The following is a 15,807-nucleotide window of genomic DNA, read 5'->3' on the forward strand; positions in this document are numbered from 1 at the left end:
AAACTAAAAAAACAATGAGTAACAAATTTCTTCTACAGATGCTCTCCCGCACCCCTTTTTTAGTAATTACTGTATATATTTATTATCATAGACTACTCCCCTGATACTAACTATTAAAAAGATACCGTCTCATATAATCAATTTCTAGCTGAAGCCCCTCTTCCAAGCTAACACGTGGTTGATACCCGAGTAGAGACTCTGCCTTAGCAATATTAGCCCATGTATGAAGAGGTTCTCCCTTCAATCCACCTATCCGTGAAATATTAGCTTCTTTACCTGCCAACTTCTCAAGTGTAACTATTACATCTATAATCGTAGAGCGTTCTTTCCCTCCGATGTTAATCGTCTCTCCAATCACGTCCTGTGCTTCAGTGACGGCGGCTGTTGCTGTCACACAATCTTTAACATATGTGAAGTCCCGTGACTGGAGTCCGTCCCCATATAACGTAATTGGTTGATCCAATAATAGTTGACGAATGAATCGATGGAATGCCATATCAGATCGTTGCCTTGGACCATATACGGTAAAATAACGTAAAATAACGATGGGGACCCCTTCGTTCCGCCAATAGACGCGGCAAAGTTGCTCTCCTGTTAGCTTAGTCACACCATAAGGCGACAATGGGGATGGCAACGCATTTTCTGAAACCATCCCAACTGTGTCTCCATAAACCGACGAAGTAGATATAAAAACAAACTTTTTAATATTTTTCCCTACACAAGCTTCAAGCAATTGTTGTGTTATATCGATATTGTTGTGCACATAGTTTGCAAAATCTGCTCCCCAACTATTACGTACTCCTGGGATGCCGGCTAAGTGATAAACAATGTCGACATCCGCAAGTAGCTCCTCCCACTTCACATTAGCCAAATTATCCTGTATGAATGTAAAGCGACTATTAGTAAAACTTTTTTCCAAATGACGAGTTCTGATTTGTTCTATCTCTTCACGTATGAGTCCATCTATCCCGATAACTTCATAGTTAGGATTATTTAGCAACGTTTCACAAAGATGAGAACCGATAAATCCCGCTGCTCCTGTCACTACAATTTTCATGGGCGACCCACCCCAACATAACGTAGACCTTCTTGCTCGATCGCAATTCGATCAAGTACATTCCGTCCGTCCATAACGACATTCCCTCTCATAACTCCTTTTACTTCTTTCCAATCTCCTTGAAGGAACTCTTGCCAGCCTGTCGCGACAATAAGCGCATCCACATCTTGTACTGCTCTCATCGCTGTATCACTCCAGCTCACACCAACAATCTGTGGAGCAACGAGCGGGTCGTAAGCAGTTATTTGGCATCCCCTCGCGGCAAGCCTCTCCATAAATGCAATCGCTTGAGAGTAACGGATATCATCCGTATTTTCCTTAAAGGTAGCTCCCCACACAGCAATATGAGAATTCTCATTTAAAGAACCAATAACTCTCTCCAGCTTTTCAACATATACATCAAGCTGTGAGTCATTAATCTCAGCTACCGTATGAAGTAAATTAAGCGGTAATGCTTTAGTAGCTGCTGCTCCGATAAGTGCATTGACATCTTTAGGCAAACACGACCCTCCATAACCAATCCCCGCCTGAAAAAACTTACCTCCGATTCTACTGTCCATACCAATACCAACCGATACTTTTGTTATATCGGCGTCATAAACATCACATATTCTAGCGAGTTCATTAATGAATGACAGCTTCGTTGCAAGAAACGCATTCGAGCCGTATTTAATCATTTCCGCTTCTGTTCTTCCAGTAATTAGTGTCTCCGTCTGAATGCCCGCATAAAGCTCACGGACTCTCTCTATAGCGATTTCGTTGGTCGCCCCGATAACCATTCGATCAGGGTGCAGCGAATCAAATATTGCAGTCCCTTCTCTTAAAAACTCAGGATTAGAAACAATATCAAATACATCCGAAGAAAGTCCCTTATCTAGTAGAAAACGAACAGCCCAATTCCCTGTCCCAGGCGGAACTGTACTTTTTAGAATGATCGTTTTATACGTTCGAATAACTTCACTTATTGTAAGCAGTACACTTTTTACATAGACGAGATCCGCAGTTCCGTCTGAAGCGGATGGTGTGCCTACCGCAATCATAATGACTTCATTTTTCTCCAAATGTTCTTCAACCTCTGAACTAAAAAGTAGTCGATTCTCATTCCTATTATTTTCGATTAACTCATTCAAGCCAGGTTCAAATATCGGGATAATACCGCTGTTCAACAACGAAATTTTCCCCTTGTCGCGATCTACACAAACAACACTATGCCCAAGCTGAGATAATACAGCAGCAGTAGTTAAGCCCACATATCCTGCGCCTACAATACAAATATTCATAAAGTTGCATCCCTCTTTTCATTACCTCTATTCGCTACACTATCTTGTGCGGCGACGGGCAAAAGGGAAACGGCTATTCGCATAGTAACCTTTACAAAACTTTTTTATTTGTAGTAGTACAACTGCCCCTTTTGCGAGCTGACAGGCTTCATTTGCGAAATGAGCAATATAATATATCTATAGGAATCCTATTATGTGAGGTGATAATAATGATTCATAGAGCCATCATTCCAGCCGCAGGGTATGGCATCCGTAATTTACCAGTCACCAAATCGATTCCAAAGGAAATGTTCCCTATTGCTGGGCGACCAACCATAGAATATATTGTGGAAGAAGCTATACTGGCAGGAATCGAGGAAATATTAATCGTTCTTTCTCGCAATAAAAATGAGATTATGAATTATTTCGATCGTTCTATCGAATTGGAATGTATCCTATCCGCTAGAGGTAAAGATTATCTTATACCAAAGATAACTCCGCCCAAAGTCCGTATTCATTATATCCGCCAACATGAAGCGCTCGGGCTAGGACATGCCGTGTTGCTTGGTCAATCATTTGCTGGAAACGAGCCGTTTGCTGTGCTACTCCCAGATCAAGTGAGTCTTCAGCGAACGTCGATGCTTATCCCACTAATAAAAACGTTCGATAACTTCTCAACTAATGTAATAGGATTGCAACATGTCAAAACAGAACTGTTAAAGAACTACGGTGTTGTTTCGGCAAAAAGAATTAAACAACGGGTTTTCGATATAGAATCTATTGTTGAGAAACCAGAAATCAATCCGCCTTCGAACCTTGCCCTAATGGGAAGATACATCCTTAAATCTGAAATATTCGAATTACTGAAAGAGACAAGACCTGGGCAAGGTGGAGAAATACAATTGACCGATGCATTGAGTAAGATTTGTTCCACTAGTGGAATGATCGGGTATGCGTATAAGGAGCGCTGGTACGACACAAGTATCGATCTGGATTATTTAAAGATTCAGCAACAAGCGATCCATATGAATTTGTAAATAGGAAATGAAAATGGAATGGTATGACTACTTCGAGCTACGCCAAAAAGCAGGAATTCGATTTCTACAAAAACTTATTCCTGCTCATAGGTTCCTATAATAACGTAATAAAACCTATCGTTTGACCGTATAGCTCCCACCAATTACAATAAGGTATACGTTAATACGATGGAGGAAATATAAATGCGCAAGAAAGTCCCCCTCATAATCGTTGTTTTTTTATGTTTGTTTGTGCTTACTAATTGTAGTAGTGACAATATACAAACATCCACCTCAGAAAAATCTACTCCCACTAACACAACTTACACAATTAACAACACTCATTCCGAACCACCTTCCAAAGTGAACCTTGACGAAAATGTTACTCCAACTACTTCTTACACAAACCACATACAAGCGATACTTGATGGCATGAGTGTAGAAGAAAAGATTGGCCAACTCGTCATTGTTGGGTTAAACGGAAAATCGATGCAACCCATTACTCGAGATTTGATCGAAAACTATAAGGTCGGCGGTTTTATTTTGTTCAAAGATAATATAGCAAATCCAGATCAAACGTTAGCACTCCTTAATGAGCTTAAGGAAGCGAACGAAATTAATGCTGTACCATTATGGTTAAGTGTTGATCAAGAAGGGGGAAGAGTTCGCCGATTGCCGAACGAATTCATTAAAACTCCGTCTGCTGGTAAGATCGGCGCCACTGATGATGCTGCTTACACGTATAAAGTTGGACAAGCACTTGGCAATAAACTTCATGCTCTCGGGTTTAATATGAATTTTGCACCTGTACTTGATATAAATAGTAATCCAAAAAACCCGGTCATTGGTGATCGTTCATTTGGTTCAGATGCTGAAACGGTTATCACACATGGGTTAGCGATGATGCAAGGAATAACGTCGCAAGAAGTTGCCGCAGTCGTCAAACATTTCCCAGGACATGGCGACACAGGAGTAGATTCTCACTATGACTTGCCGCTAGTTAACAAATCACTTACAGAACTCGAACAATTTGAACTACTTCCATTTGTTAAAGCGATTGAAGCAGATACCGATGCAATTATGATCGCCCATCTCTTAATGATTCAGTTAGATGACCAAAATCCTGCTTCTATTTCTAAACCGGTTATTACTGATTTGTTAAGAGAGAAACTCGGGTTTAACGGTGTAGTCGTCACTGATGATATGACAATGGGTGGATTAATAAATACAAATAATATCGGAGAAGCAGCCGTCAAAACAATTTTGGCGGGAAGTGATCTTATTATTGTCGGTCATATGGATACACTTCAACGCGAGGTGTTGGATGCACTACATAAAAGTGTCCAGAGCGGAGAAATTTCAGAAGAGCGTCTCGATGAGAGTGTATATCGACTACTTGCTCTCAAAGAAAAATATAAAGTCAATAATAGACCGATTGAGGAAATAAATGTTCAGGAAGTAAACAACTTCATAGAATATGCCCTCGGCAAATAACAAACATCCACTACTCGTCTGAGTGTGGATGTTTGTTTGCGTTTCTAACCAATAAGTACTTTTTCCTCCGGGTAGCCGATCTTACTATCACGTTGCTTGTTCGCAAGGGCAAAAGCAAGTGTAAGCGGACCAAGACGTCCTGCAAACATCGTGAATATAATAATAGCTTTCCCAACAGGAGACAATTCTGGTGTGATGCCTAGCGACATACCCACTGTAGCAAATGCAGATGTCGCTTCGAACAGTAGATCGATAAATTGTTGTCCGGGTTCCGTAATCGTCAAAATAAATGAAACGACTAATACAAGACTAAGTGAAATCATAATGACCGATAATGCGCTTAACACAAGTTCATTGCTAATTTTACGTTTAAAAATATGAACCTGACTGCGCCCTCTAATATTACTGTACATAGCAACTAAGAGGACCATAAACGTATTCGTTTTAATACCGCCGCCCGTTGATCCCGAAGAAGCACCGATAAACATAAGAAACACCATAAGAAACTGTGACGCTGTTAACATTCCTGCAAGATCAATAGAGTTGAATCCTGCTGTCCGTGTCGTCGTACTTTGGAAATACGCGGCCCACAACTGTTCACTAAGCGTTAAATGTCCAAACACTGCTGGATTAAACAGTTCAAGAATAAAGATGATAATAAACCCACCGACAGATAGTAGCGTGGATATTAAAAGAACAATCTTCGTATGTAGAGCAAATTTGCTCCATCTACGTTTCCTGTATATGTCTACAATAACCATAAACCCGATACCGCCGGCAATATACAACATTGAAATAACAATATTAACAATCGGGTCACCTACATATCGGACTAAGCTGTCTGACCATAATCCGAACCCAGCATTATTAAATGATGAAACCGAATGAAATACAGCATAATAAGCAGCTTGACCAAGGCCTAAATCAGGTATCCATCTTAACCATAAAATCAGGGCACCTACTGCCTCAAATGTTAGTGTAATAAAAAAGATACTTAGTACTAGTTTAACTAGTCCTTGTATCGAAGACGACTTTGTTGATTCCTGAAGAAAAACACGTTGCTTGAGTCCAATTCGTTTACCAAGAATCAAAGCTATTATGACACCGTACGTCATAAACCCCATCCCACCTATTTGGATCAACAGCATAATAATAAGTTGACCAAACAGAGTAAAGTCTTGTCCCGTATCAAGCACGACTAGTCCCGTAACACATACGGCAGATGTTGACGTAAATAAGGCATCGAGAATACCGATAGATGCTCCACTCGTCGAGGAAATAGGAAGAGCAAGCAATAAACCACCGATTAAAATAATAATAGCAAAACCAATAGCGGTTAATTGATGAGGATTAAGCTTCGTTTTCTTAATGGTCGCAAACGGCATTCCCAATCCTCCTAATCTTCGAATGTTCGCTCGAAGCGTGCAATGTCGGTATTTTTCCCTATGATTACAAGCATGTCACCTTCGAAAATAATCTCATCTGCATGAGGAGATACAACAAGTTCATTGTTCGTTCTACGAATAGCCATCACACTGCAGCCAAACTTCGCCCGAAAATCTAACGTCTTTAGCGTCTTCCGTCCAAATGTTTCTGGGGCAATAATTTCTACTAAGCTGTACTCAGGAGATAGCTCTAAATATTCAATCATATTTTTTGATGTGACTTGATGAGCTACCCGTACACCTGTATCCCGCTCAGGATGGACGATGTGATCCGCACCTACTCCTTCAAGAACTCGTTGGTGATAGTCGCTAGTCGCTTTTGCTGTAACGAACTTCACACCCATGTCTTTTAAAATAAGTGTAGTCAGTATACTCGACTGAAGATCTTCGCCTATCGCGACAATCGCATGATCCATATTTCTTATTCCAAGCTCTCGCATGACTTGGTCATCTGTTGAGTCGCCTTGATATACATGCGTTAGAATTGAAGCGTACTCTTGGACTCTACGCTCGTCTTTGTCAATTCCCATAACTTCGTAGCCTAGTGATATAAGCGTCTTCGTCACGCTGCCTCCGAACCTACCTAATCCTATAACTACAAATTGCTTTTTCATCCTTGTACAGCCTCTTTTCTTCTAGTAAATACAGATAAATGCACAGCAAAAAACCACAGAGAAAAGGATCTCTGTGGTCGAATTGAACACGAGTGGTCACACTTCATCTCTCGAATAACGCTTACGGAGTTAGCTGTCGGATTCGGGAATCGAGATTTCCCTACCATACTAATTATGGATTCACCCCTGCGACGACTGTTCGTCGCGATGGTTCCCCCGCTCATCTTACGGATGACTCAGCGTTTCGTTTATTCAGTTATAGACATATGCTACTCCTTTATAAATCAAATGTAAAAGTTCATTACCGTCAACTTAAGGCTGAATTCGTTTAAAATGCGAATAATAAAACGCTTACATTCATCGTTCTATCACTCAATCGTTGATTCTCCATGTTTCTTGTCGATTATCGTCATTTATTTGCAAAAAAATTAATTCGAGTCTGATACAATACGTTCATACAAGAAATCTACGATATGTTGTGCTTCCATTTTGAAAGGCGGCTTATGTTGTTCTATTCCAAGCTTCATTTGCAGTAGGCAGCCCGGATTACTTGTCAACATAAAGGTAGCTTTTGTATTCGTTGCATGTTCCATCTTATGCTCCAGTAATTGCCCTGCCATCTCGGGCTGAAGTACATTGTATGTACCCGCAGAGCCGCAGCAACGATCCGATTCCTTCATTTCTATAAATGTCGTCCCCCCAACACTTCGCATTAATTGTCTTGGCTGAGCAGAACTCTTCATTACGTTCCGTAAATGACAAGAATCTTGATACGTAATTGACACATTCCCACCTGTATCCTTATTCTCTGCAAATGCAGGAATACGTCCCTTATCTACAATTAACTTGCTTACATCGATGACCCGCTCCGCAAACCAGCGAGCATCGTCACGAGTTTGTATACTTTCATCCTCATGCAATAAATGGTCATATTCAACGAGTAATGCTCCACATCCACCTGCATTTGAGGCTATATAATCAATACCTGCTCTTTTAAATACATCGATGTTTGTCTTTGCTAGCGACCTCGCTTGATCCATCTCACCGCTATGTGCATGGAGTGCTCCACAGCATACTTGCGCTTTTGGAATAACGACTTCAAAGCCTGCTTCTGACAACAGCTTCACCGTATTCACATTTGTTCCGGCAAACATAACGTCCATAATACAGCCTCTGAACAATGCCACTCGCGCAATGGCCTCTCCTTTAGCTGGGTAAAAAGTGCCTAACTGCTCCACAACACCTTTCGATGTCGATTCGGGTAAAATACTTTCCATTTCCCTTAAGTGCTGAGGAAACAAGCGCATAACACCTGTACCTCTTGCTAATTTCTGCAAGCCAGATTGTTGATAAAAGGCGAGCGAGCCGCCAAGCATCTTCATGTTACTACGTTTTGGAAAAATACCACTAAAGATAAGCTTCCGAAGTCCCTTAACCGGAACACTATGCACGGCATGATCTTCTATCGCATCTCTTGCTTGCTCGATCAATTGCCCGTACTTCACATCGGCTGGGCAAACGGGTTCGCATGCTCGGCAGCCTAGACAATGGTTCATCTGGTCTTGAAATGCTTGATCAGGGTCCATCAGTCCGTCGGCAACTGCTTTCATAAGTGCGATGCGTCCACGCGGCGATTCTGGTTCAAGGCCAGTCTCACGGAAAGTTGGGCAAGCAGGCAAGCAGAAGCCGCAACGCATACAATTTGTGAGTTGATCGTAATCCAGCTTTTTTAACAACGACTGGGCTAAAGGATTCGAATGCTGGATATTCGGTTTAGTCATCACATTTGAATTAGCCATGCTGCAGAACCACCCTTTTTTTCGTTTCTTTGGCGAAGATTTTGCCGGGGTTAAGCAAGTTGTACGGATCAAATGCAGCTTTAATACCGCGCATAACTTCCATTCCTGGCTCCCCCACTTTCCATTCCAAATAAGGTGCTTTTACAATGCCTACACCATGCTCTCCTGTAATTGTTCCACCAAGCTCAATTGATGCTTCGAATATTTCAGCAAAAGCTAACTCAACGCGGTGAATCTCTTCCGCATCTCTAGCATCGGTTGTCGCAGTAGGATGAAGATTGCCGTCGCCTGCATGGCCAAATGTTGCAATCGTAACATTGTACTTTTTAGCAATTTCGTTAATACGGAGAACCATATCAGCGATCCGTGATCGAGGCACAGTCGCATCTTCCAATATTGTTGTAGGACGAAGTCGGGCAAGTGCAGTAAAGGCGCTTCTTCGAGCGGTAAGAAGTTTCTCCGCTTCCTCTCTACTCTCTGCAACGTCAATTCGATCTGCCGATTCTAAAGCACATATTTCACGGATTCGCTCAATGTCTCGTTCTACCGTCTCAGGTTCACCGTCTTGCTCAATGAGGAGAATAGCTTCCATATCAAGCGGTAGACCTAACTTCGCAAAGTCATCCACAACACGAATGGTTGGATTATCCATAAACTCAAGCGTAGCTGGTATGATGCGCGCTTCAATAATACGCGATACCGTTCTTGCAGCACCATACAAATCACGATACATCGCAACCATCGTTTTTTTCGCTCTTGGTGGAGGAATGAGCTTAAGGGTAGCCTCCGTAATGATTGCTAGAGTTCCCTCTGACCCAACTAACAGCTTCGTTAAATCGTAACCTGCCACATCCTTCATCAGTTTACCACCTGTACGGATAATGCTGCCGTTTGCAAGCACTGCCTCTAGTCCGATGACATAATCTTTTGTTGTACCATATTTAAGGCCACGAAGACCGCCGGAGCATTCCGCAATATTCCCGCCAATTGTACTAATTTTCATGCTGCTTGGATCTGGTGGATAGAACAGTCCCAGTTCTTCTATATGAGCGATCATTTCTGCAGTAATGAGACCTGGCTGTACAGTTGCAGTCAAATTTTCCATATCTACTTCTAGTATGTTATTCATGCGATGCATAACCATAACGACTCCGCCATAAGCAGGAACGGTTCCACCGCATAGATTAGATCCTGATCCCCTGCTTACAAGTGGAATTTTGTAATCATGAAGCACTTTCATAATATCGGAAACTTCTTGAGTTGAAGAAGGATAAATAACACCATCTGGCAATGACTGCAACATAGGTGTCCCATCATACGAATGCGCAACTAATGCTTCTTTATCGTCTCGGTAGCGCTTGTTGCCAACAATTGCTCGCAGCTTTGCTGTAACTTCAGTATTAAGCATAATTACCTCCAGCAAGTAGAATTAAGATGAATGTGCAATAATGATAAATTTTTAAATAGTGATCAGGTCATCAGATGACTTTTCATTTATTATAGCTTATGCTTATACTAAAATACAGAGTCTTCTTATTAAGAAAGCAGGAGAATTTAATCGATGCAAAATATGCGGATTGAAACGGAAAAAGGCCATGAAATTGTTAGCCGCCTTATCCTTGAACGAATAGAAAATGGTCATTGGGAGCCAGGATGCAAGCTACCTTCCGTCGTAGATTTATCATTGTCGTTCGGCGTTGGACGCTCAACTGTACGAGAAGCGCTAAGTGCATTAAAAGCAATGGGCTGGCTCGACATTCGGCACGGTGGCGGAACATTTGTGAAGAAGATTCTGCCTTCGGCTAGCTCAACGAGTAGTTCGAGTTCGTTTTTCCAAGAAGCAAGCTCCATTCTGGAATTATTAGAAGTAAGGAAAGTTATTGAGGCTGGCACTTCAGCCCTTGCAGCAGAAAGGCGCAGCGAAGAGGACTTGGAGAAATTACGTGCCATATTGGACAAAATGGAGCAATCTTTACTCACCAATGATACCGCCCAGGGTGAACGAGCTGACGTTGCTTTTCATGCTGCTATTGCTGCCGCATCCAAAAATTCGCTGCTCATCGGACTCATGGATTCACTTTCCCAGCGCTTTAGTGATAGCATCGGTAAAACACGCGAACTATGGTTTTATCAAGAAAAAGCAAATGCCCTTCGGTTGCTCGAAGAACATCGCTCTATTTTCAATGCTATTGAACAAATGAATGTAGCACAATCTACTGAGCTCATAAGCCTTCATTTAACTAAGGTAGAATCCGAACTTAAAGCGATAATTAAGAAGGATCAATAATAAAAATGAGCCTTCGCTGAGAGATCATCGCTGATCCTTCAACAAAGGCTCTATTTATGTAGCTTATTCAGCTACAGCACTTGGTTCCATATACAAAACTTCCCACAAATGTCCATCTAAGTCTTGAAAGCTTGCAGAGTACATAAAGCCATGATCTACCGGCTCTTTAGGAGCAGATCCACCAGCGCTAAGTGCACGACTTACAATCCCGTCTACTTCTTCTCTGCTGCCAACTCCGAGGGCATATATCGATTCTGCCGATGTTGCCGTGTTCACAATTTCTTTGTTAGTAAACGTTTTGAACAACTCTTCCTGCACCAGCATTGCAAATATGTTCTCACCAATAACAAGACAAGCCGCATTATCATCGGTAAATTGTTTATTGAACTCAAAACCAACTGCTTCAAAAAATGCTATCGAAGCTTTCACATTTCGAACAGATGCATTTACAAATATGTTTTTTGCTACTGTAGCCATTTCTAATCACCTCGTCGTTTAATGGGGAATATGAAGCCTTTAATGCAAGTATAGCAAAGAGTTGAACGACACATTTCTTTTAAATTGCTATATTTGCAATCAAGCTCTCTCTACCCTATCTTACATTAGTAGAAACAATAATCAATCTTAATCTTATTGTTCCACATTACAATAATGAAGATACATTCTTATCGAGCTCTTTCCAGCAATAATGTAAGCATTGACATCGTTTCTTCCATAGCTTTGCTTGTATCTTCTAACTGAGCCATCCATAGTGCAGATTCATTCAGAGCGCCAGAAACAAAGTGTGCCAATGAATCAACTGATACATCTCCTAAAACTCCTTGCTCCTTCATAATTTGCAGCTGTTCCTTCAAGTGACGCAACGAATTTTGTTCATCAAGCTCACGCCAAACATCCCACCCTAACACTGCTGGACCTTCAACGAGCAAAATACGTTTGTTCTTAGGCTCAACAGCTGCAAGGAGAAAGGCTCGACTGCCTTGCAGCAGTTGCTCCATCAAGTCATCCCTTCGAGAAGCTTCTTCCTCTACCCGCTCACCAACTTCTTGTTGAACCGCAGCAAGCACCGCATGAAACAAATTCTTTTTATTGCGAAAATGGTGGTACAACGCCCCACGTGTAACATCAGCATCTATTGCAATCTGCTCTAATCCAGCTTTTTCATAGCCATGATCTGCAAAGTGTCTCCTTGCAACATCAATTAACTTCCGAATCGTTTCGTTCGCTTCGTCCTTTGTCCTTCTCATTAAGCTAGCTCCTGTCTACCATACCTTCTCACTGTAAAGTTCACTTTGTTCTTCTGATGGTGGAATAATTGTAATTATATCTATAAGAATACCATTAGGATCACAAGTTATAAAATGTCTCTGTCCAAAATCTTCATCACGAATTTCACGCAATAATGGTAGCTTGCCCTTCACAATCATTTTTTCATATGCATCGTCGACATTGTCAATTTCGAAGTTAAATAACAAACCTCTTGTAGGTTCACCATATCCAGCAGGAATCGTTTCATGAGATGGATCAAGCAACGCAAGTTCGTAAGTCATGTCGCCTTGCACTAGCTTCAAACTAATATACCAGTCCGATTCAAATACAGTAACAAACCCGAAATGGATTTGATAAAATGCTGCACTTTCTACTAACTTCTCAGTCATTATAACAGGGTAAAAGCTGTTTGTTTTCATTAACTAGCACTCTCCTCAAATGTGGAATGGTGTCTCTCAATAGATTTAATTTAACATACATACAGAATGTATGTAAATAACTTAAAAGCATTTAATTTTATTTTTTCCCGGCTCAATCTCCACACTAATGCTTGACATGACGGAGCTTTACTGATGTGCACAATACGATTCATATTAGCTGAATAGCATACTAGATATTAGTGGTAGCGCCCCTTACCGAACTTACCGCTAACGAACCAAGTAACCTTTATTTGATCAAATTGTACCGTTTAAAACGACTAACGAACTCCAGTATGCTTATACCGAGCAAAGTGGCTTTATTTCAGCCAAAAAAAACTCGATAACGACACTGGAGTTCGTTAGACTAACTTACAAGTTATTTTCTTCAATATAAGTACAATATGATTCGTTAGCGAATCAGCATACTAGTCGTTAGTGGTAGAGCCCCCTATTGCAACAACGGCTTCAGAAATTGACCTGTATAGGATGCTTCCACTTGGGCAACCGTTTCAGGAGTACCTTCGGCTACGATGTAGCCTCCATTTCCCCCTCCTTCGGGACCAATATCGATGACCCAATCAGAGTTTGCAATCATATTAATATTATGCTCCACAATAATGACTGTATTGCCCGCATCAACAAGCTTGTTTAATAAAATCTCAAGCTTTCGTACATCGCCAGGATGGAGACCTGTGGATGGTTCATCAAGTAAATAGAGCGTATGTTGCGTCGTCTTTTTACTTAATTGCTTAGCGAGCTTAATCCTTTGTCCTTCGCCACCAGACAATGTATTTAGCGATTGTCCCCATTTCAAATAACCAAGACCAACCTCTGATAATAATTTTAGCGTATCATTTATTTTTTTCTGCCCCTCAAGTAAAGACATGCTTTCCTGGATAGACATATCAAGTAGATCAGTAATGCTATAACCTTCGTAGGTTACGGCAAGCACTTCTTCTTTAAATCGTCTGCCTCGACAAGCTGGGCAACGTACTTCAATATCTTGCAAAAAGTGCATATGCACAGATACAACACCCAAGCCTTGGCATTCCTCGCATCTTCCTCCCTGTGTATTGAAGGAGAAATGTTTAGCCGTTAATCCAGCAGCCTTCGCTTCTGGGAAGCCTGCATACCAATTTCTTAAATGCGTATATACATCTGTATACGTTGCTATGTTGGAACGTTGCATACGAGAGAGCGGCGATTGATCTACCATGATGACAGGCCCTGCATCCTCCCAACCCGTAATGCGTTCGCAACCTGATGGACGATCATTACCCGGTCCCGAGTCAGCCAGTAGATCAAATAATAGTGTGGACTTACCCGATCCAGATACACCTGTAACCGATACGAGACACCCAAGTGGAAATGCTGCTGTTACTCCTTTTAAATTACGAAGATGCGCATCGTGAACAGTTAACTGATTGCCATTTCCTTTTCTGCGTGAAGAAGACTTCAAACTGACCTGCTTATCTCTAAATATGTTACCTGTTACGGAACTCGGTTGATTAATAAGCTCTTCAAGACTACCTTGTCCAACCACTTCTCCGCCAAAGATACCTGCACCGGGGCCAATATCAATGATGTGATCTGCTGCACGCATAACCTCTTCATCATGTTCGATAACAAGAACCGTATTACCTAGATCACGAAGCTGCTTGAGCACTTGAATAAGCCCGCTCGTATCACGGGGATGAAGACCAGCTGTCGGTTCATCCAAGATATATAAAACACCTGTCAATCCCGAGCCTAAGATGGATGCTAACCTCAACCTTTGTGCTTCTCCACCAGACAATGTTATGATCGGACGCTCAAGTGACATATAAGACAACCCTGCATGGATAATTCGTTTTAATCGAACAATCATATCGTAAACAATCGGCCCAACTAGCATCTCTTCGTCTTCTGTAAATTGAGCTTTCAACTGTTCAAGTGATTCCAGCGTAACGCCTAAAGGACGTGAAGAAGCATCTTGAATAGCAAGTCCGTTAACTTTAACTAGAAGACTTTCCTTGCGTAGCTTAGCACCATTACAACTGTTACAAATGCTCTGTTTGAACAATGAACCTTCAGACGAGTCGCCGCCTTTTTCGTTATATCTTCTCCAAATCCCCGTTATAACACCTTCGAACTTCCCTTGTGTAACTGCTTTTGGCGGCTTCTTATTTGGGAAATGTGCAACGAACACTTCGCTTTCTGCACCGTAATAAAGCAAGTCCAGCATGGCCGTATCGTAGCTCTTCAGTGGCGCTTCTTCATCAAACGTTAGTCCATAATACTGGGAAGCTGCTTTTAAAATTGTAATATTATATTCGGTGTACATACCTTGCCAAGATCTAACGCCACCATCACGTACATTTTTCTCTTTATCAAATATCGATTCAATATCCAAGCTCGCAACATGCCCAAGTCCACTACATTCTTGGCAAGCTCCCTCCGGTTTATTAAATGAAAAGTGAGACATCGTTAATTTTTCGAGCGAGTGTCCACACGATTCACAATGAACCTTTTGATTGAAACCAGTACCATCTTCCTCATCTGAAACTAGCTTTGCGCTAGGTTGTCCACCAATGACTGGCTTCACGATTTCACCACATGCTGGACATGGGCGTTCTCCAAGCTTGGCATATAGAATACGCATCAACGTATAAATATCCGAAGCTGTTCCAATTGTGGAGCGCGGATTTCGATTAGTTACATGTTGACCAACACTTATTGATGGAGACAAACCTTCAATCGAATCAACTTTAGGTTTGCTGACTTCCTCCGATACCATACCCATTGATTCCATGTACTGACGTTGACATTCCCTTTGGAGTGTATCCAAAGCTAAAGTAGACTTTCCTGATCCAGATGGACCTGTCACAACGACGAGCTTATGTTTCGGAATTTCGAGTGAAATATTTTTTAAATTATTTTCTCTTGCCCCTCGAATCTTTATCGTTCCATACATTACAATTCCTCCTTAAAAACGTTCTTTTTTTAATGATCGATTCTATTTTACAACATTGATGCAAATGCAATGGTTCACTGAAATTATTTCAATAAAAATCTACTACTTTTTTTAAAAGTTTGTCATGGTGCTTTAATGTTTAAAATTAATGTTGAATTGGAATTTCAATGTGTAACTCGTACTATTAATCAGCTA

General features: G+C 41.3%; 13 protein-coding genes and 1 riboswitch. Of the genes, 3 read left to right on the forward strand and 10 right to left on the reverse strand.

Going from position 1 to position 15,807, the window contains the following annotated elements:
- Window positions 1-106 precede the first annotated feature (106 nt).
- Window positions 107-1,057, reverse strand: coding sequence for an NAD-dependent epimerase/dehydratase family protein (locus I6N90_RS10680; protein ID WP_197935489.1), 951 nt, complete (start codon window positions 1,055-1,057; stop codon window positions 107-109).
- The gene (locus tag I6N90_RS10685; RefSeq protein ID WP_197935490.1) at window positions 1,054-2,337 is read right to left on the reverse strand and encodes a UDP-glucose dehydrogenase family protein; all 1,284 of its coding nucleotides are present in this window, start codon (window positions 2,335-2,337) and stop codon (window positions 1,054-1,056) included. The genes I6N90_RS10680 and I6N90_RS10685 overlap by 4 nt, the downstream gene beginning before the upstream one ends.
- A 209-nt stretch (window positions 2,338-2,546) precedes the next feature.
- Here I6N90_RS10685 and I6N90_RS10690 point away from each other — a divergent pair, with 209 nt between their 5' ends.
- Entirely contained in the window at window positions 2,547-3,353 is an 807-nt protein-coding gene (locus tag I6N90_RS10690) for a UTP--glucose-1-phosphate uridylyltransferase (RefSeq protein WP_232242851.1), read from the forward strand.
- 183 nt (window positions 3,354-3,536) lie between these two features.
- Window positions 3,537-4,826 (forward strand): beta-N-acetylhexosaminidase, encoded by a 1,290-nt coding sequence (gene nagZ, locus I6N90_RS10695; RefSeq protein ID WP_197935491.1) that lies wholly within the window; start codon window positions 3,537-3,539, stop codon window positions 4,824-4,826.
- A 44-nt stretch (window positions 4,827-4,870) separates the two neighbouring features.
- On the opposite strand, the gene I6N90_RS10700 is transcribed toward nagZ, so the two are convergent.
- The 4 genes from I6N90_RS10700 to I6N90_RS10715 form a co-directional block, all read right to left on the reverse strand.
- On the reverse strand, window positions 4,871-6,211 hold the full coding sequence (locus I6N90_RS10700) for a TrkH family potassium uptake protein (protein WP_197935492.1): 1,341 nt from the start codon (window positions 6,209-6,211) through the stop codon (window positions 4,871-4,873).
- 11 nt (window positions 6,212-6,222) lie between these two features.
- Entirely contained in the window at window positions 6,223-6,885 is a 663-nt protein-coding gene (locus tag I6N90_RS10705) for a potassium channel family protein (RefSeq protein WP_197935493.1), read from the reverse strand.
- A gap of 102 nt (window positions 6,886-6,987) precedes the next feature.
- Window positions 6,988-7,137: riboswitch (cyclic di-AMP (ydaO/yuaA leader) on the reverse strand.
- Window positions 7,138-7,313: 176 nt separating this feature from the next.
- Complete coding sequence (locus I6N90_RS10710) at window positions 7,314-8,684, reverse strand: (Fe-S)-binding protein (protein WP_197935494.1); 1,371 nt, start codon at window positions 8,682-8,684, stop codon at window positions 7,314-7,316.
- Window positions 8,677-10,092, reverse strand: coding sequence for an FAD-binding oxidoreductase (locus tag I6N90_RS10715; protein WP_197935495.1), 1,416 nt, complete (start codon window positions 10,090-10,092; stop codon window positions 8,677-8,679). The genes I6N90_RS10710 and I6N90_RS10715 overlap by 8 nt, the downstream gene beginning before the upstream one ends.
- A 153-nt stretch (window positions 10,093-10,245) precedes the next feature.
- On the opposite strand from I6N90_RS10715, the gene I6N90_RS10720 reads away from it, so the two are divergent.
- Window positions 10,246-10,971 (forward strand): FadR/GntR family transcriptional regulator, encoded by a 726-nt coding sequence (locus I6N90_RS10720; protein ID WP_197935496.1) that lies wholly within the window; start codon window positions 10,246-10,248, stop codon window positions 10,969-10,971.
- A 63-nt stretch (window positions 10,972-11,034) separates the two neighbouring features.
- Here the strand turns inward: I6N90_RS10720 and I6N90_RS10725 are convergent, their stop codons facing one another.
- From I6N90_RS10725 to uvrA, 4 genes are all read right to left on the reverse strand, one after another.
- Window positions 11,035-11,448: a VOC family protein gene (locus tag I6N90_RS10725; RefSeq protein ID WP_197935497.1), complete on the reverse strand. Its 414-nt coding sequence runs from the start codon at window positions 11,446-11,448 to the stop codon at window positions 11,035-11,037.
- A gap of 188 nt (window positions 11,449-11,636) precedes the next feature.
- Window positions 11,637-12,218: a TetR/AcrR family transcriptional regulator gene (locus tag I6N90_RS10730; protein ID WP_197935498.1), complete on the reverse strand. Its 582-nt coding sequence runs from the start codon at window positions 12,216-12,218 to the stop codon at window positions 11,637-11,639.
- Window positions 12,219-12,233: 15 nt separating this feature from the next.
- Window positions 12,234-12,659, reverse strand: coding sequence for a VOC family protein (locus I6N90_RS10735; protein WP_197935499.1), 426 nt, complete (start codon window positions 12,657-12,659; stop codon window positions 12,234-12,236).
- Window positions 12,660-13,107: 448 nt separating this feature from the next.
- On the reverse strand, window positions 13,108-15,612 hold the full coding sequence (uvrA, locus tag I6N90_RS10740; RefSeq protein WP_197935500.1) for an excinuclease ABC subunit UvrA: 2,505 nt from the start codon (window positions 15,610-15,612) through the stop codon (window positions 13,108-13,110).
- Window positions 15,613-15,807: the final 195 nt, after the last annotated feature.

Source organism: Paenibacillus sp. GSMTC-2017 (genome assembly GCF_016019935.1).
In the GTDB taxonomy this organism is placed as follows: domain Bacteria; phylum Bacillota; class Bacilli; order Paenibacillales; family Paenibacillaceae; genus Pristimantibacillus.